Annotated in this window: 16 protein-coding genes and 1 tRNA gene; 12 read left to right on the top strand and 5 right to left on the bottom strand. The window is 47.5% G+C overall.

Annotation, left to right across the window (positions count from 1 at the left end; all coding sequences use genetic code 11):
• The first annotated feature begins 58 nt into the window (after nt 1-58).
• The 5 genes from ffh to GGR07_RS02575 all read left to right on the top strand — a co-directional run bounded on the left by ffh (nt 59) and on the right by GGR07_RS02575 (nt 3,886).
• A complete protein-coding gene (gene ffh, locus GGR07_RS02595; RefSeq protein WP_027326338.1) occupies nt 59-1,381 on the top strand; it encodes a signal recognition particle protein in 1,323 nt (440 codons plus the stop codon).
• Between the two features lie 43 nt (nt 1,382-1,424).
• Nucleotides 1,425-2,306, top strand: coding sequence for a bifunctional methylenetetrahydrofolate dehydrogenase/methenyltetrahydrofolate cyclohydrolase FolD (gene folD, locus GGR07_RS02590; RefSeq protein ID WP_122056635.1), 882 nt, complete (start codon nt 1,425-1,427; stop codon nt 2,304-2,306).
• Nucleotides 2,303-3,442, top strand: coding sequence for a CapA family protein (locus tag GGR07_RS02585; RefSeq protein WP_034543201.1), 1,140 nt, complete (start codon nt 2,303-2,305; stop codon nt 3,440-3,442). The genes folD and GGR07_RS02585 overlap by 4 nt, the downstream gene beginning before the upstream one ends.
• Before the next feature lie 45 nt (nt 3,443-3,487).
• Nucleotides 3,488-3,561 (top strand) — tRNA-His (locus GGR07_RS02580).
• A 91-nt stretch (nt 3,562-3,652) separates the two neighbouring features.
• The gene (locus GGR07_RS02575) at nt 3,653-3,886 is read left to right on the top strand and encodes a PspC domain-containing protein (protein ID WP_021644384.1); all 234 of its coding nucleotides are present in this window, start codon (nt 3,653-3,655) and stop codon (nt 3,884-3,886) included.
• Between the two features lie 4 nt (nt 3,887-3,890).
• Here the strand turns inward: GGR07_RS02575 and GGR07_RS02570 are convergent, their stop codons facing one another.
• Nucleotides 3,891-5,906, bottom strand: a complete 2,016-nt coding sequence (locus tag GGR07_RS02570; protein WP_039972394.1) for a DNA polymerase III subunit gamma/tau — start codon at nt 5,904-5,906, stop codon at nt 3,891-3,893.
• A 148-nt stretch (nt 5,907-6,054) separates the two neighbouring features.
• Here GGR07_RS02570 and GGR07_RS02565 point away from each other — a divergent pair, with 148 nt between their 5' ends.
• Both GGR07_RS02565 and GGR07_RS02560 read left to right on the top strand, forming a co-directional pair.
• A complete protein-coding gene (locus GGR07_RS02565; protein ID WP_021644382.1) occupies nt 6,055-6,357 on the top strand; it encodes an FtsB family cell division protein in 303 nt (100 codons plus the stop codon).
• Complete coding sequence (locus GGR07_RS02560; RefSeq protein WP_021644381.1) at nt 6,354-6,698, top strand: hypothetical protein; 345 nt, start codon at nt 6,354-6,356, stop codon at nt 6,696-6,698. The genes GGR07_RS02565 and GGR07_RS02560 overlap by 4 nt, the downstream gene beginning before the upstream one ends.
• 398 nt (nt 6,699-7,096) lie before the next feature.
• Here GGR07_RS02560 and GGR07_RS02555 read toward each other — a convergent pair whose 3' ends face one another.
• Together GGR07_RS02555 and GGR07_RS02550 are read right to left on the bottom strand one after the other, a co-directional pair.
• Complete coding sequence (locus GGR07_RS02555; RefSeq protein WP_034543200.1) at nt 7,097-7,702, bottom strand: OmpH/Skp family outer membrane protein; 606 nt, start codon at nt 7,700-7,702, stop codon at nt 7,097-7,099.
• Nucleotides 7,703-7,730: 28 nt separating this feature from the next.
• Nucleotides 7,731-7,964: a hypothetical protein gene (locus GGR07_RS02550; RefSeq protein ID WP_034543199.1), complete on the bottom strand. Its 234-nt coding sequence runs from the start codon at nt 7,962-7,964 to the stop codon at nt 7,731-7,733.
• Between the two features lie 132 nt (nt 7,965-8,096).
• On the opposite strand from GGR07_RS02550, the gene GGR07_RS02545 reads away from it, so the two are divergent.
• The 4 genes from GGR07_RS02545 to GGR07_RS02530 all read left to right on the top strand — a co-directional run bounded on the left by GGR07_RS02545 (nt 8,097) and on the right by GGR07_RS02530 (nt 14,023).
• On the top strand, nt 8,097-9,557 hold the full coding sequence (locus tag GGR07_RS02545) for an aminoacyl-histidine dipeptidase (RefSeq protein WP_122056636.1): 1,461 nt from the start codon (nt 8,097-8,099) through the stop codon (nt 9,555-9,557).
• A gap of 138 nt (nt 9,558-9,695) precedes the next feature.
• Nucleotides 9,696-10,730, top strand: a complete 1,035-nt coding sequence (locus GGR07_RS02540; protein WP_081724030.1) for an endonuclease/exonuclease/phosphatase family protein — start codon at nt 9,696-9,698, stop codon at nt 10,728-10,730.
• A 739-nt stretch (nt 10,731-11,469) separates the two neighbouring features.
• On the top strand, nt 11,470-13,287 hold the full coding sequence (locus GGR07_RS02535) for an alpha-L-fucosidase (protein WP_034543198.1): 1,818 nt from the start codon (nt 11,470-11,472) through the stop codon (nt 13,285-13,287).
• Between the two features lie 178 nt (nt 13,288-13,465).
• The gene (locus GGR07_RS02530; protein WP_147298162.1) at nt 13,466-14,023 is read left to right on the top strand and encodes a hypothetical protein; all 558 of its coding nucleotides are present in this window, start codon (nt 13,466-13,468) and stop codon (nt 14,021-14,023) included.
• A 44-nt stretch (nt 14,024-14,067) separates the two neighbouring features.
• Here GGR07_RS02530 and GGR07_RS02525 read toward each other — a convergent pair whose 3' ends face one another.
• Both GGR07_RS02525 and GGR07_RS02520 read right to left on the bottom strand, forming a co-directional pair.
• Complete coding sequence (locus GGR07_RS02525; RefSeq protein ID WP_021644372.1) at nt 14,068-14,802, bottom strand: nucleotidyltransferase family protein; 735 nt, start codon at nt 14,800-14,802, stop codon at nt 14,068-14,070.
• 2 nt (nt 14,803-14,804) lie between these two features.
• Nucleotides 14,805-16,235 (bottom strand): RapZ C-terminal domain-containing protein, encoded by a 1,431-nt coding sequence (locus GGR07_RS02520; protein ID WP_034543197.1) that lies wholly within the window; start codon nt 16,233-16,235, stop codon nt 14,805-14,807.
• Between the two features lie 185 nt (nt 16,236-16,420).
• On the opposite strand from GGR07_RS02520, the gene GGR07_RS02515 reads away from it, so the two are divergent.
• Nucleotides 16,421-17,944: an arylsulfatase gene (locus GGR07_RS02515; RefSeq protein WP_034543196.1), complete on the top strand. Its 1,524-nt coding sequence runs from the start codon at nt 16,421-16,423 to the stop codon at nt 17,942-17,944.
• Nucleotides 17,945-18,077 lie beyond the last annotated feature (133 nt).

The following is an 18,077-nucleotide window of genomic DNA, read 5'->3' as shown; positions in this document are numbered from 1 at the left end:
ACAGGAGAATTTTGTACTTTTGCAGCCTGTAATTCGTCTAATTCGTAATTAAATAACTATGTTCGATAATTTAAGTGAAAGACTGGAACGGTCGTTCAAGATTCTGAAAGGTGAAGGAAAAATCACCGAGATTAACGTAGCGGAAACGCTGAAAGACGTACGCAAGGCATTGCTCGATGCCGACGTCAACTATAAGGTTGCAAAAAACTTCACCGATACGGTAAAGGAAAAAGCTCTCGGGCAGAATGTGCTTACAGCCGTGAAACCAAGCCAGCTGATGGTGAAAATCGTTCACGACGAACTGACACAACTGATGGGCGGGGAAACTGCGGAAATCAATATCGACGCGCGCCCGGCAGTCATTCTGATGTCCGGATTGCAAGGCTCGGGTAAGACCACTTTCTCGGGTAAACTGGCACGCATGTTGAAGACCAAGAAGAACCGTAAGCCGTTACTTGTAGCTTGCGACGTTTACCGTCCTGCGGCAATCGAACAGTTGCGCGTATTGTCGGAACAGATCGGTGTACCTATGTACTCGGAACCCGACAGCAAAAACCCCGTAGAAATCGCCCGGCACGCCATTCAGGAGGCAAAAGCCAAAGGATACGACCTTGTGATTGTCGATACCGCCGGACGTCTGGCTATCGACGAGCTGATGATGAACGAGATCGCCGCCATCAAACAAGCCATTAATCCCAACGAAATTCTGTTCGTGGTAGACTCCATGACCGGTCAGGATGCCGTGAATACAGCCAAAGAGTTCAATGAACGTCTCGACTTCAACGGTGTGGTATTGACGAAGCTCGACGGTGACACACGCGGCGGTGCGGCTCTTTCTATCCGCTCGGTTGTCAACAAACCGATTAAGTTTGTAGGTACGGGCGAGAAACTCGATGCCATCGACCAATTCCATCCGGCACGTATGGCCGACCGTATCTTAGGAATGGGCGACATCGTTTCACTGGTAGAACGCGCTCAGGAACAATACGATGAAGAAGAAGCGAAACGGCTGCAAAAGAAAATAGCCAAGAATCAGTTCGACTTCAACGATTTCCTCAGCCAAATCGCTCAAATCAAGAAGATGGGTAACCTGAAAGAGCTTGCATCCATGATTCCGGGTGTAGGAAAAGCCATCAAAGACATCGACATCGACGACAACGCTTTCAAGAGCATCGAAGCCATCATTCACTCCATGACTCCGTCAGAACGTTCCAATCCGGAAATACTGAACGGATCGCGTCGCGCACGTATTGCCAAAGGTAGCGGAACAAGTATTCAAGAAGTGAACCGCCTATTGAAACAGTTCGAGCAAACCCGTAAGATGATGAAGATGGTGACTGGCAGCAAAATGGGCAAAATGATGCCCAAGATGAGAAGATAACCGTACCGCAAAAAATATCCATCAACAATAAATACCTTAAAAAATGACCCTGATAGACGGAAAAGCCATTTCGGAACAAGTGAAGCGGGAAATTGCCGCCGAAGTGGCTGAAATCGTAGCACACGGCGGAAAACGTCCGCATCTGGCAGCCATCCTCGTAGGACACGACGGTGGTAGCGAAACCTATGTAGCGGCTAAGGTCAAAGCATGCGAAGCATGCGGTTTCAAGTCTTCGCTCATCCGCTACGAAAGCGATGTGACTGAAGAAGAGCTTCTTGCCAAAGTACGCGAACTGAACAAAGACAACGATGTGGACGGATTCATCGTGCAACTCCCTCTGCCCAAACACATCTCCGAGCAAAAGGTGATCGAAACCATCGATTACCGTAAAGACGTGGACGGCTTCCACCCGATCAATGTGGGACGAATGTCGATCGGATTGCCTTGTTACGTTTCGGCTACTCCGAACGGAATCCTCGAACTGCTGAAACGCTATAAGATAGAGACTTCCGGCAAGAAGTGCGTTGTGCTCGGACGCAGCAACATCGTAGGCAAACCGATGGCTGCCTTGATGATGCAAAAAACGTATCCGGGCGATGCCACGGTAACCGTATGCCACAGCCGGAGCAAAGACCTGATGAAAGAATGCCGGGAAGCAGACATCATCATCGCCGCTTTGGGACAGCCCGAATTTGTGAAAGCCGACATGGTGAAACAGGGTGCCGTAGTAATCGATGTGGGAACCACACGCGTTCCGGACACTTCCAGAAAGTCCGGATTCAAACTGACAGGCGACGTGAAGTTCGACGAAGTATCTCCGAAATGCTCATACATAACTCCGGTTCCCGGCGGTGTAGGTCCGATGACTATCGTTTCATTGATGAAGAATACACTCTTGGCCGGAAAGAAAGCCATCTACCCATGAGACATTTTTTGTTTCCGGTCCTTATACTCCTCTCCTTATCCTGCACTTCGCAATCGCAGATAAGGGGAGGTGTCGAAAATATCATCTCTTCGGATACGCTGCGACTCCTTTTTGCGGGAGACCTCATGCAGCATCAGGCTCAAATCGACGCCGCGCTTACCGATTCATCTACATACGATTATTCCCCTTGCTTTGAATATATCAAAGAAGAAGCGCACCGGGCAGACTTTGCCATCGCAAATCTGGAGGTAACCTTAGGAGGCAAGCCATACAAAGGATATCCTGCGTTCAGCGCCCCCGACGAGTTTCTACAAGCAATCCGCAATGCCGGATTCAATGTACTGGTTACCGCCAACAATCATTGTCTCGACCGCGGCAGGAAAGGATTGGAGCGGACGATACGGCAACTCGATTCTTGCGGCATACAGCATACAGGCACTTACACCGATAGGGAAGATCGCAACAAACGATCCCCTCTCCTTCTCGAAAAAAACGGTTTTCGTATCGCTTTACTCAGCTACACGTATGACACCAACGGAATTGCCGTCACATCGCCCAACATGGTGAACTATATAGACACCACGCTCATTGCCGAAGATATAGAAGCAAGCAAAACACTTAAACCGGATATAATCATTGCTTATATGCATTGGGGAACCGAATACCGATCGCTCCCCGATCCGGAACAAATCCGTCTGGCCGACTGGCTAATAGAAAAAGGAGTAAACCATGTCATCGGTTCTCATCCGCATGTCGTACAGCCGATGGAAGTGCGCACAGACAGCCTGACCAATGAGAAACATTTGATAGCTTACTCACTGGGCAATTATATCTCGAACATGTCGTTGCGAGGCACAGACGGAGGCGTGATGCTTAGAATGGAATTTATAAAAAGCGGAACCGTCCGGCTTCACGATTGCGCTTACAGTCTGGTATGGACTGCCCGTCCTGCTCTTTCAGGAAAGAAAAACTACCGGATACTCCCCGTCAATCTACCCGAAGATTCAATCCCCATGGAAGCACGTAAATCATTGAAAATCTTTGTCAATGACACTCAATCGCTTTTCAGAAGGCACAATCAGGGAATAAAAGAGTATGATTTCTATAAAAAAGTAGCAAAATCTTTTGGAGATTGAAAGAGAATAGCTATCTTTGCACCGCATTAGAGAAATGCAAACATGGTGGCTGTAGTTCAGTTGGTTAGAGCGTCAGATTGTGGTTCTGAATGTCGCCGGTTCGAGTCCGGTCTGCCACCCGATAAAGAAGTCCTGTAAACAAAAGATTTACAGGACTTTCTTGTTTTAAATAAAAAACATCCAATTAGAAATAAAAATAAGGATACCGCCATGAAAGGAAACAAGAAATTGACTCGTTCGCGAAAAGAACGCATGATAGCCGGAGTATGCGGAGGGCTGGCAGAATATTTCGGATGGGACATCAGCCTTTTAAGGGTTGTGTATGTACTGGCTACTATCTTTACCGCATTTGCAGGAACCATCGTTTATATCATTCTGTGGATCGTAATGCCTGATGAAAGATATAGCGACGGATATGGCAGCCGGATAAACGACCGTCAATGATTAATTAATACAGCTCCAGTCCGAACTCCTCTTTCAGTTGCATCAGCGACTGATTCTTCCGGGCCATCATCTGGAATTTCTCCACACGCCCTACGGGAAGAATATTTTCGGTAGAGGCGCTGACCCGTACCGTCATCACCACTTTACTGTTCTTCAGGCGTCCGCGAAGATAAGTTTGCAGTTCAGGAATCAATGCCGTAAAGTCTTTTGCGGCAATTTCATTATCCACCACCACCTCGAATGTCGTGGAATTATGAAGCAATACGGGACGGAGTACCTGCATGCGCTTCGCAATAGCTACCTGTTCCATAGGAAGACTGCCGGCATACTCCTGCCAATAGTAATTCAAATCCCTTTCATTGAAAATAAAGTCTTCTTCAGGTCCCAAATTAACTTTCTGAGCATTGACAGGAGCAACATTCACTTCCTGCTCGCGTTGCGGATTCTTGATAGACATGCCCAGACTGGATATTCTCATCTTCGGAACTTTTCGTTCTTCCTTTGCCACAGGAGAATCGATCTCTCCGACAGGAGAGGCTGCACCGGAACGGTAAACTTCCCTCCGAGGTTCCCCTACTACGGCGGGGGAGCTGTCTACGGGTATCACAACAGCCTGTACGGAAGATGCCATATGCTGTGAATCACCGGGGTGCGGTTGTTCAGAAGATGTAGAAACAGGCACTTGCGATTGAACGGGAGTTGCCTGTGCAGACATCGTAGCGGCTTGCGGACTACCGGAAGCTGCTTTCGCAGGAGACGGAGAAGCAACCTGAGATTGCCGGGAAATTACCTGATCCGATGACTCAACCGTTGTTGTCTGCTGAGCGGAAGCCGTTTGCGGCTGACCGGAACCTGTGGATCGGGATTGTGAGAATACGGGTTTTAATTGTTGCTTAGGGCTATGCCCGGCACCTGCATCGTCCCCCTCGGCGGTAAGCTGCGCAACCTGTATCAAAGTCAGTTCCACCAGCAATCGCTTATTCTTGCTGGCACGGTAATTCAAATCGCAGTCATTGCATAGCTTCATCGCACGATAAAGGAAAGGCAACGGGCATTTCCGGGCTTGCACCTGATAACGTTCGCGAATGCTCGCCCCCACTTGCAGTAAAGAAAGAGTAACAGCATCTCTGCTGACCAGCAAATCGCGAAAATGAGCTGAAAGACCGGTTATGAAATGTCCTCCGTCGAATCCCTTGTTCAACACATCGTTGAAAAGCAACAACGCACCGCTTACGTTATTCGACAAGAAACAATCGGTTAACCGGAAATAGTAGTCGTAGTCCAATACGTTCAGGTTCTCTATAACGCCTTGATACGTAATATTCCCTCCGGTAAAGCTCACTACCTGATCGAAAATAGACAATGCGTCGCGCATCCCTCCGTCAGCCTTCAGGGCAATGACATTCAACGCTTCGGGCTCGGCTGATATTCCTTCTTTCGCGGCGACATACGAAAGATGTTCCACAGTATCCTCCACGCCGATACGGTTAAAATCGTAAATCTGGCAGCGTGAAAGGATGGTCGGGAGTATCTTATGTTTCTCCGTCGTAGCAAGAATAAAAATAGCATGATGAGGCGGTTCCTCCAATGTCTTCAGAAAAGCGTTGAAAGCCGAAGTGGACAGCATATGCACCTCATCGATAATGTATACTTTGTACTTCCCGATCTGCGGCGGAATACGCACCTGCTCCACCAGCTGCCGGATATCGTCTACCGAATTGTTCGAAGCGGCATCGAGTTCATGGATGTTGTACGACCGCTGCTCGTTGAAGGATACGCACGACTCGCATTCGTTACAAGCCTCTCCTTCGGCGGTAGGGTTCATGCAGTTTATCGTTTTGGCGAAGATACGCGCGCAAGTTGTTTTTCCTACACCGCGAGGCCCGCAGAACAGATAGGCGTGAGCCAGTTTTCGGGTTGCGATCGCATTTTTCAATGTGGTAGTCAGCGCCCGCTGCCCTACCACCGATTCGAAGGTAGAGGGGCGATACTTACGGGCTGATACGATATAGTTTTCCATGTCCGGGATTCTCTCTGTTTTTTCGACTTTCTGCAAAAATACACAAAAAAGCGATAACTAATCAATGATGGAGCGATAAGTTTTAGGGTGCAAGCGATAAGTTTTTGAGTTATTAGTTTTATCTTTGCAATTAAATGAAGAAGGAATTATGGGTACATTAGTCAGCATCTGGAGTTACATACGCAGGCATAAGTATATGATTACCATCGGCATATTTGTCTGTATCATCGGGTTTCTCGATGAGAACAGCCTGTATCGCCGCCTCAAATACGAGCGGGAAATCAGCCAGCTCAAAAAGGAAATCGAAAAATACAAAGCCGAGTACGAGGAGAGCACCGAAAAGCTCAATGAGTTGCAGACCAACCCTGAGGCGATAGAGCAGATAGCCCGTGAGAAATACCTGATGAAAAAGCCGAACGAAGATATTTACGTTTTTGAGGAAACAGAATGAAACAACTTATACCCGCACTTTTTGCCGCAGGCGCCGTGATGATTCTTGTCGGAGCTGCCAGTTATATCACCCGATGGAGCTATTCACCCTACATATACACCATAGGAGCCGGGTGTTTCGCTTTAGCCCAGCTGAATACGCCCGTTAAAGGAAAAAGCGGCACACTCCGCCGGCTGCGCATCCAACAGATATTCGGAGCTTTAGCATTGCTACTGACAGGAGTATTCATGTTCTTCACGCGTGGGAACGAATGGATCGTCAGCCTCACCATTGCCGCCATACTTCAACTTTACACCGCTTTCCGCATCCCGCAAGAAGAGGAGAAAGAACGAAAAAAATAACCTTCAACCCGGAAAGACATAGGGTGGACAACCCGGAAACATCAGCCGCCGGATTTCAGCTCATGTACGCACGGTAAAGTACGCTATATATCCGCTGTATTAACCATATATACCCATCACCCATGACTATATATACTCATCACCCATGACCATATATACTCATCACCCATGACCATATATACTCATCACCCATGACCATATATACTCATCACCCATGACCATATATACTCACCACCCATGACCATATATACTCACCGCACGAGGTATATATACCCGGTGAATGATGCCTCTATAATAAGCGGATAAACGATATTCCGACTTACAGATACAATTAGAGCTGCCTCATTTTCTTGAGCCAGCTCCATGTTATTGTAAAAAAAACGTTTCTAATCCGCTTCTTATTTCTTGGCGGGCGATGAATATCTTGCGTTCAATCCGTCTACAATTTCCTGAGTAATGTTGAAAGCGCTATCGGCATATAGCAGGTTGTCGAAACCTGTATTGCTGAAAATCAGGCTGTATCCGCGAGTTTTGTTGTATTCTTTCAGAAATGCGTTGATAGAGTCGCGGAATTGCAGACTGTTCTTATTGTTCTCCTCCATCAGACCCGATTGAAGTTTGTTGCTCAATTCCTGCAAGTCCTGCTCCATTTTAGCCAGACGGTTGTATTCCTGCTGCGCCCTTTCCTGCGAAAGGAAAGCGTTATTCTCATATTTCTTTTGGAACTCCTGTTTGGCCTGTGCCAATGCATTCGCTTTCTGGTTCAGGGTCAAACGAACGTTTTCGCTCTTCTTAACCATCGCTTCATTCAGGTCGATACAGAAATTGTATTTAGCCAGCAAGCTATCCACTTCTACATAAGCAATCTTCATTCCCGAAAGACCGGTAGCAGACTGAGCCGGAGCATCTGAGGCCTGATCGCCTGCTTTGCCGGCACATTGTGAAAATAAAACGATAAACGCAAGAGCAGCCAAACCGTTCATGAGGTAGTTCATTCTATTCATAACTGTGTAAAATATTGTTTTTAATTAATTAGTTCATACTATCGTTCAAGGTCTTTTCCAACTCATCAATAGAAAAGCGCGGCTTTGTTCGTGCCTCACGATCTTGCGATTGTGCACAGCCCACTCCCTCCTTACGCAAAGCCTTGTTGCCGCTCACATGCCCGTTGGGAAACCTACCGTTCTTCGTAAAAAAGACTTTCACTCCCAGCAAAAGCAGGGAAATAGCAACTATTAACAAAGTTATCAGTATAGTCTCAAGCATTTCTATTAATTTTGTGAATGCAAAGATAGACTTTAAAGATAAATCAGTTCAGATAAGTCAATCAAATTAACCATATTTAGCAATAGGAGAAAGCCGAAAAGCTCCCTGTGGCTATAGATAAAAGAAAACTGCATGGAAAAAAAAGAATTAAAGCCGGCCGGCATATTCAAGTACTTTGAAGAGATTTGCCAAGTGCCGCGTCCTTCGAAGAAGGAAGAAAGAATGATCGCCTACCTGAAGGCGTTCGGAGTGAAACACAACCTTGAAACCAAGGTAGACGAAGCGGGCAATGTGCTGATTAAAAAGCCTGCCACTCCGGGGAAAGAGCATTTGCAAACAGTCATTATGCAATCGCATGTCGACATGGTATGCGAGAAGAACAATAATGTGGAACACGATTTCCTGACCGACCCCATTGAAACGGAGATAGACGGAGAATGGCTGAAAGCCAAAGGAACGACGCTGGGTGCCGACAACGGTATCGGTGTGGCTACGGAGCTGGCTGTTCTGGCAGACGACAGCATCGAGCATGGCCCGTTGGAATGCTTGTTTACGGTAGACGAAGAAACCGGACTGACCGGCGCCTTCGCTCTGAAAGAGGGTTTCCTGAGCGGCGATATCCTGTTGAATCTGGATTCGGAAGATGAAGGAGAACTCTTCATCGGTTGCGCAGGAGGCATCGACTCCGTAGCGGAATTCACCTATAAGGAAGTGGAGGTTCCCGCCGGATACTTCTTTTTCAAAGTAGAAGTGAAAGGTCTCAAAGGCGGTCACTCCGGAGGAGACATTCATTTGGGAAGAGGAAATGCCAACAAGATACTGAACCGCTTCCTGACGCGTGTAAGCGAAAAGCATGATTTCTACCTTTGCGAAATCAACGGAGGCAACCTGCGAAACGCCATCCCGCGCGAAGCATACGCCATCTGTGCCGTTCCGGAAGGCGCCAAGCACGACGTACGTACGGAACTGAATCTTTTCACGAGCGAAGTGGAAAACGAACTGGCGGTGACGGAACCCGACTTGAAACTGTTGTTGGAATCGGAGGCTCCCCGTCAAACAGCTATCGACCAAGACACTACCGCCCGCTTGCTGAAAGCTCTTTATGCGGTACATCACGGCGTATACGCCATGAGTCAGGATATTCCGGGACTGGTGGAAACTTCTACCAATCTGGCTTCCGTCAAAATGAAACCCGACCACACGATCCGCATCGAAACGAGTCAACGCAGCTCTATTCTCTCGGCACGCGACGATATGGCGAATACCGTACGCGCCACTTTCCGGCTGGCGGGAGCCAAAGTAACTTTCGGCGACGGATATCCGGGGTGGAAACCCAATCCGCACTCTGCCATCCTTCAGGTGGCAGCCGAATCGTACAAACGCCTGTTCGGAGAGGAAGCGAAAGTAAAAGCCATCCATGCCGGACTGGAATGCGGACTGTTCCTCGACAAATATCCTACGCTGGACATGGTTTCTTTCGGCCCGACAATGACCGGAGTACACTCTCCCGATGAGCGGTTGCACATTCCGTCGGTAGAGAAATTCTGGAAACACTTGCTGGATATTCTGGCCAATGTTCCCGCTAAGAAATAAGTAAGCAGAGAGCAATCATCAAAAAGAGAGAGAGTGTCCGGAAGGTTCTTTAACACCAAATTTACCCTTGCTACGGTTATCCGCCACAGGGTAAAATCGTTAAAAGCAGACTTTCCGCGCGCTCTTTCTTTCTTTTTTATCGCATGCTGTTGTCTTTCCCTGCCGCTGAAAGGACAAATCAAAATTCCCTTCCGGGTGATGAGTTGGAATGTGGAGAATCTTTTCGACACCCGCCATGACATGATGAAGAACGACCGTGAGTTTCTGCCCGACGCGCTTCGGAGATGGCACTACGGAAGATACAAGAAGAAACTGACGGACGTAGCCCGTACGATAACAGCTGTCGGGCAATGGAATCCGCCGGCATTGGTCGCTCTCTGCGAAGTGGAGAACGACACGGTACTGCGCGACCTGACCCGGCGCTCTCCGCTAAGGAAGTCGGGGTATCGTTACGTAATGACCCAATCGCCCGATGCACGAGGCATTGATGTAGCCCTGCTCTATCAGCGGGACAGGTTCAAACTGCTTGCTTCACGCGCCATCACCGTACCGCCTTCCAAAGGCTATCAGCCGACAAGAGACATATTGCATGTTTCCGGTTTGGTGTTGACGAACGACACGTTGGATCTGCTCATCGCACATTTTCCGTCCCGTTCGGGAGGAGTCAAAGAGTCCGAATCCTACCGGCTTCAGGTCGCCCGGAGATTGCGAAAAGAAGCCGACAGCATTCTGCGCGCACGCCAACATCCCCAACTCATAATCATGGGGGACTTCAACGACTACCCTACCGACAAGTCGATCCGGCTTATATTAGATGCCCAAGCCCCTCCGCTTGGAACGGATAACACATCCGGCACTCTTCCCTCTCCACTCAAGCTGTACCACCTGCTGGCACGTAAAGCAAAATCGCGGGACTTCGGTTCTTACAAACATCAAGGCAAGTGGGGATTGCTCGACCACATCATCGTGTCGGGAAGGCTACTCAACTCCTCTGCCGATTTCCACACAAGCGAGGAGAAAGCGGATGTTGCCCGTCTTCCTTTTCTGCTGATAAAAGACGAGAAGTACGGTGGGAAAGAACCCTACCGCACCTACAAAGGGGTGAAATATCAGGGTGGCATCAGCGACCATCTTCCTGTTTTTGCCGACTTCGAACTTATTCTTCGGGATTGATTCGCAATCAATCTCCGGCTACATGTGGAAGGCGGTATGTCCAAGCTAATACGTCTGCTCTGAAAAACATCGAATTCATTTGAGCTTTAGCATATCTTCGGGCTATTTGCATAACGGTTGGTATAGCGTTTGAAAAGGACTGGACGAGAGAAAAATACACCTGCAAAGAAGCCGTGAAAGAAGCTATAAGTGATACGTAAAGAAGTCCTAAAAGAAACTTGCTAAAGCTATAAGTGACGCAAATACAAGCTGTAAATGAAGTAAGTGCAAGCTGTAAATCAGGCAAACAGAGACTGCAAATGAGGCAAGTGAAAGCTGTAAATCAGGTAAATGAAGGCTGCAAATGAGGCAAGTGCAAGCTGTAAGTCAGGCAAACGGAGACTGTAAATGAAGCAAATGCAAGCTGTAAGTCAGGCAAACGGAGACTGTAAATGAAGCAAATGCAAGCTGTAAACGAAGCAGATGGAAGCCGTAAATGAAGCAAGTGCAAACTGTAAATCAGGCAAGTGCAAGTCGTAAGTCAGGCAAACGGAGACTGCAAATGAGGCAAGTGCAAGCTGTAAATCATCCAAACGGAGGCTGTAAACGAAGCAAGTGCAAGTTGTAAACGAAGCAGACGAAAGCTGCGAATGGAGCAAATAAAAGCTGTAAAAAGAAAAAATCAAGTAGCTCTTCCCTTCACCATGTAAATAAAAGTTTTATATTTGCGGCATCAGTAAAACCAAATAAAAATAGAATCATGAAAAAACTACTCATCGCTCTCTTTCTGTTAAGTGCTGTATCATGGATCGCACAAGCTCAAAAGAAAGAAAATTACTTCGTAAAACACGTAGAATTTCCGGCAGGGGCCACACTTCAACAAAAAGTAGACATAGCTGCCCGCCTTATTCCCACCTCTCAGCAGCTTGCCTGGCAACGTCTGGAACTGACGGCTTTCCTGCACTTCGGTATCAATACCTTTACAGGACGTGAATGGGGAAACGGGAAAGAAGATCCGGCACTTTTCAATCCTTCCGAACTGGATGCGGAACAATGGGTGCGCAGCCTGAAAGAATCGGGGTTTAAAATGGTAATTCTTACAGCGAAACATCATGATGGTTTCTGCCTTTGGCCCACCGCAACGACCCGTCACTCCGTAGCTTCATCGCCTTGGCGTGACGGCAAGGGAGACGTTGTGAAAGAACTTCGTGCGGCTTGCGATAAATATGGAATGAAGTTCGGGGTCTACCTTTCGCCGTGGGACCGGAACGCGGAATGTTACGGCGACTCCCCCCGATACAACGAATTCTTTATCCGGCAACTGACGGAGTTGCTTACCAATTACGGCGAAGTGCACGAGGTTTGGTTCGACGGAGCCAACGGCGAAGGACCGAACGGCAAGAAGCAGATCTATGATTGGGACGCTTTTTACAGAACCATCCAGCGTTTGCAACCGAAAGCCGTAATGGCGATCATGGGCGATGATGTGCGCTGGGTAGGTAATGAAAGAGGACTGGGACGTGAGACGGAGTGGAGCGCCACAGTACTGGCTCCCGGTGTGTATGCCCGTTCGGAAGAAAGCAACAAACGATTGGGCGTTTTCAGTCAGGCGAAAGATCTTGGAAGCCGCGCTATGCTTGAAAAAGCCACCGAGTTGTTCTGGTATCCTTCGGAGGTCGACGTGTCCATTCGCCCGGGATGGTTCTACCATGCCGAAGAAGATAATAAGGTGAAGTCGCTAAAGCAGTTGAACGATATTTATTTTCAGTCGGTGGGCTACAACTCTGTGCTTTTGCTGAATATACCGCCCGACCGTCGCGGATTGATTCATGAGACGGATGTGCACCGATTGAAGGAATTTGCCGCTTATCGGGACAAAGTGTTTGCCGACAATCGGGTGAAGAAAGGCAACCGCTATTGGAATGCCGAGCCCGGCAGTGAAGCGGTTTACTCTTTAAAATCGGGATCAAAAATCAATGTAGTGATGCTTCAGGAGGATATTGCCAAAGGGCAGCGTGTGGAAGCCTTTACTGTAGAAGCGTTGACTGAAGACGGATGGAAAGAAGTCGGTAGAGGTACGACGATAGGCTACAAGCGTCTGCTTCGTTTTCCGGAAGTAACGGCAACTAAATTGCGTGTGAAAATACCGGAATGCCGTTTGACTGCACACATCGAGCAAGTAGGGGCTTTCTATGCCGCACCGTTGGAAGAGGCGGCTAAACGTGAGGAGTGGAACAACTTACCGCGTGCGGAATGGAAAAAGATTACCGACTCGCCATTGACAATCGACTTGGGAAAGATTGTAGCTCTCGCCGCTTTTACATACGCTCCTTCGAATGCGGAGGCAAAACCGACGATGGCTTTCCGGTATAAATTCTATGTGAGCGTGGATGGAAGCAGTTGGACGGAAGTTCCTACGAGCGGAGAGTTTAGCAATATTATGCACAATCCGCTACCGCAAACAGTTGCTTTCGGCAAGAATGTAAAGGCGCGTTTCATCCGTTTGCAAGCCATTTCGCCCGATGCTATGCCTGCCAAGGTAGAGATGAATGAAGTCGGAGTGACATTGGCGCAGTAGATGAAGGCAAGTGAAAAGGGAATGAGTTGTCCGGAAGCTGCTTACGCAAGAATTCCTTCGCTACGGTTAAATCTTCGCAAAGTAGAATGTTAGGTATAGGCGCTTTCGGCTTCTCCTATTATCATCTTATTTTTATTTCTGATAATCATATTTTTAGTAAATATAAACAATAATGAAGATGAAGCTACTTCCTGTTGTTCTATTTTTTAGCTTAAGCAGCCTGATGTATGGACAGAACAAATACAGTCATATTCATTTTGATAAGCTGACCGAGATACAAGGAACGGAGTATGTCGTTGCGAGAGTTGAAGAACAGGGGAAACTACCGAAAGTTACCGAGAAATCTCTGCTTTTTATCAATACGAAGAATGGGGATTCGCACCATGTCATTTTTGATAAGAAAGCCTATATTGGAGAAGCTATTCAGGTCAAAATAGACAGCTTGGGAATTAATTTAATTCTCATTCCGACCAAAACCGTCGATTTAGACGGGAAAAAAGGTATAGGATGGAATGACCCTATGCAAATAATAGCTTTATCAACCGATGGAAAAAAGAAGAAACAACTAACGGATGATAACTTCTTTGTCAGAAATTGGACTGTAAACAAGGAAACCGGAAGGGCTGTTATTGTTGGATATAAAGACACGAACAACAATAAGAAGTATGATAAGACCGATCAAAGTGAGATTCAAATCTATGATTTACACACATTGGAGTTGGTACACAATCTCTGAACGTTTAGGTAAAGACCGTCTCTATATGGGTTTTGGAGATAAAATTACATAAAACTTTCAGCCTGCAATAAAGTTTCCGGTTTACCGATATCCAACAGCCGCAGATTATTCATCAAGCAACCCCGATAATCAGCCTGCCGACAAGTAGAAAGATAGAAGTCTATGATTGAAAACTTCCCTTCCCAACGAGGATCATCCATCAGTGAAAAGACAGAAGGGGAAAGGATATGAATGCCGCTGAAAGCGTACTCCCGATATATGCCGGAATCATAACAGATTCCCTCCGGCTTCAATTCGCCGGTGTTTTTGTTTGTCCAGCCACAGAGACGGTCTTCAGCATCGAAAAGCAGATAACGGGATGTTTTGCGGCTGCTGGCAAGCAAAGTGGCCTCTCCTCCATGCTTCAGATGAAAGCCGTAAAGTTCCTGCAAATCGATATCCGACAGAATATCTACATTATGAACCAGAAACGGTTCATCGGAATGTCCGAAGAAACGGCGCGCTTTCTTGATTCCTCCACCCGTATCGAGCAAGAAATCCCGTTCGTCGGATATATGGATGGTGATACCGAAATTCCTGTTGGCACGAAGAAAGTCTATAATTTGTTCGCCGAAATGATGGATATTCACAACTTGTTCGGTAAAACCCGCCGCTTTCAGTTTTAAGATAACATGTTCGAGCATAGGGCGACCGGCAACAGGAACAAGCGCCTTGGGCATCGTATTCGTGAGCGGTTTAAGCCGCGTTCCCATGCCGGCGGCAAAAATCATGGCTTTCATAATCAGACGGCGGCTTCAAAAGTTTGTTCTATATTCTGCTCACGATGCATCAGTTCCACCTTCACCCCGAATTTACGGTTCAGATGTTCCGCCAAATGTTGGGCAGAATATACAGAACGGTGCTGTCCGCCCGTGCAACCGAAGCAAATGGAAAGATGTGTAAATCCGCGCTCCATGTAGCGTTTTACCGAAGCGTCGACCAGTGCACAAGCGTGTTCGAGGAAGCCGACAATCTCTCCGTCTTCTTCGAGAAAGCGGATAACAGGCTCGTCCAAACCGGTAAACGGTTTGTAGCGTTCATACTTGCCGGGATTGTTCACCGCGCGACAATCGAACACAAAGCCTCCGCCGTTGCCTGTGGGATCGTTCGGAATCCCCTTTTTGTAAGCAAAGCTCATCACTCTTACCGTAAGCTGGCGTTTCTTTAAATCATCGGTAAACTGTTTCAGCCAGGTCAGTTCCCTAAGCACCCGGCAAAGGTAAGGATATTCGGGATACTCCTCTTTCAACAGTTCCCGCAAATTCTCGATAGCGTATGGCACACTCTGAATAAAGTGGGGCTTCTTCTCGAAATACCCTCTAAAGCCGTAAGCTCCCAACACCTGCAATGTACGGAAAAGGACAAAATGACGGAGCTGACTGTAAAAATAGGCCTCATCGATCGGTTTATATTTACGCAGCGCTTCCAGATATTCTTCCAACAATTCACGACGGAGACTTTCGGGATAACGTGCCTTGGCCTGCCACAAAAAAGAGGCTACATCATAATAAAACGGCCCTTTGCGCCCTCCCTGAAAGTCGATGAGCCAAGGCTCTCCTTCCCTCAACATCACGTTTCGGCTTTGAAAGTCGCGATACATGAATGTGGCGGAAGAACTGCGCAACAGCACATCGCTCATCTTCTGAAAGTCGTCTTCGAGCCTGTCTTCCTGAAACTCCATCCCGGTAGCCTTGAGGAAACAGTATTTGAAATAATTCAAATCCCACAGAATGGAACGTTGGTTGAATTCCGGCTGAGGATAGCAACGGGAAAAGTCGAAACCATCGGCCCCGACAAACTGGATGACAGGAAGGAGGCGAACGGTTTTACGCAGCATTTCTTTCTCTTCTTCGGAGAAAACACTGGTCAGACGCCCTTTTTCGATAGCGTTGAAAAGCAACACATCGCCCAAGTCTTCTTGCAGATAGCAGAACTTGTCGTCCGACATGCAATAGACCTCAGGGACAGGGATGCCCGCCTTACGAAAATGGTCTGCCATATACAGAAAAGAGTCGTTCTCTTCGATAGAGGTTCCATAAACCCCGATCAGCGTACGGTCGCCTTTCAGGCGGAAGTAGCGACGGTTGGAGCCGGACGAGGGCAACTCGGTGATGGTTTCGGCAGACGCGCCCGTGTATGTTTGATATAACTTTTGCAAATCTTCGGTAATCATTCTTTTGTCTTTTTTTACGATTTCACCATATTTCTTACAAAGAAAACCATTTATATTTAAAATTCATACCCTTTCGAGCAAAGAAAAAGTAAATAACCCGCCAAGGTTGTGAATAATTCAACGGAGAATCGTATTTTTGTCGCAGACAACCTGAAAAGGAATCACACTTTAAAAACACAAATAACATGAATTACCAATCAATCTGTCTTACGGGAAGCACGCTGCTTCTCTCATCGCTCTTCGCCTACGGACAAACCAAAGAGAAACCCAACATCATTTTTATTCTTTGCGACGACATGGGTTACGGAGACTTGGGGTGTTACGGACAACCATTCATCCGGACACCGCATTTGGACAACATGGCAAAAGAAGGGATGCTATTCACCCAGGCTTATGCCGGAAGCCCGGTCAGCGCGCCATCACGGGCAGCTTTCATGACAGGGCAACACATCGGTCATTGCGAAGTGAGAGGCAACAAGGAGTATTGGACGAACTCACCTACCGTAATGTATGGTGAAAACAAAGAATACGCTGTAGTGGGGCAACACCCCTACGACCCCGATCACATCGTGTTACCCGAAATCATGAAAGACAACGGATATACCACCGGGATGTTCGGCAAATGGGCAGGAGGCTACGAAGGTTCTGTCTCCACTCCCGACAAACGGGGAATCGACGAGTATTACGGATACATCTGCCAGTTTCAGGCTCACTCCTATTATCCCAATTTTCTGAACAGATACAGCAAAGCTCTGGGCGATACGGGTGTGGTTCGTGTTGTAATGGATGAAAACATCCGTTATCCGATGACGGGTCCCGATTATTTCAAACGTACGCAATATTCGGCGGACCTGATCCACCAAAAAGCCTTGGAGTGGTTGGACAGCCAAAACGGCGAACAACCGTTTTTCGGCATATTTACTTACACCTTACCCCATGCGGAGCTGGTGCAACCGGAAGACTCCATTCTGAACGAATATAAAGCGAAGTTCCATCCGGACAAGGACTTTAAAGGAGCCGAAGCCTCGAGATACCACGCCGTCACGCATACGCATGCGCAATTCGCCGGAATGATTACCCGCCTCGATTATTACGTAGGCGAAGTATTGAAAAAGCTGAAAGAAAAAGGGTTGGATGAAAACACATTGGTTATCTTTTCGAGCGATAACGGACCTCATGAAGAAGGAGGAGCCGATCCGGAGTTCTTCGGCAGAGACGGCAAGCTGAGAGGACTTAAACGCCAATGCCACGAAGGAGGTATCCGTGTTCCTTTCATTGCCCGCTGGCCGGGACGTGTGCCCGAAGGCACGGTAAACGACCATATCTGTGCTTTCTACGACCTGATGCCCACATTCTGCGAATTGGCGGGAGTGAAAGATTATCAAAAGAAGTACGCAAACAAAAAAGGCGGAAAGACATACTTCGACGGCATCTCTTTCGCACCGACCTTGCAAGGAAAGAAAAAGCAGAAGAAACACGACTTTCTGTATTGGGAATTCAACGAAACAGATCAGATAGCCGTCAGGATGGGTGATTGGAAATTATTGGTAAAGAAAGGCAAGCCTTCGCTTTACAACTTGGCTACAGACATCCACGAAGATTCCGATGTGGCCGCGCGGTATCCGAAAATGGTAAAGAAAATGATAAAGATTGTTTTCGAACAACACACGCCTAATCCGCACTTCCACGTAACTTTGCCGAAGATGTAAGAAAAGCCCTTTTCTACGGCATCAAAAAAAGAAATATCGGCATCGAAGAACAAACGCGCCGGGAATCCGCATTCGACATATCGAATCTCTTTTTTCCCAGTCTGCCGGCTCTTCGATGCCGATGTTTTGAATA

It is taken from the genome of Bacteroides pyogenes, from assembly GCF_014196225.1.
GTDB lineage: Bacteria > Bacteroidota > Bacteroidia > Bacteroidales > Bacteroidaceae > Bacteroides > Bacteroides pyogenes_A.
This window is presented reverse-complemented; position numbering and strand designations above follow the sequence as displayed.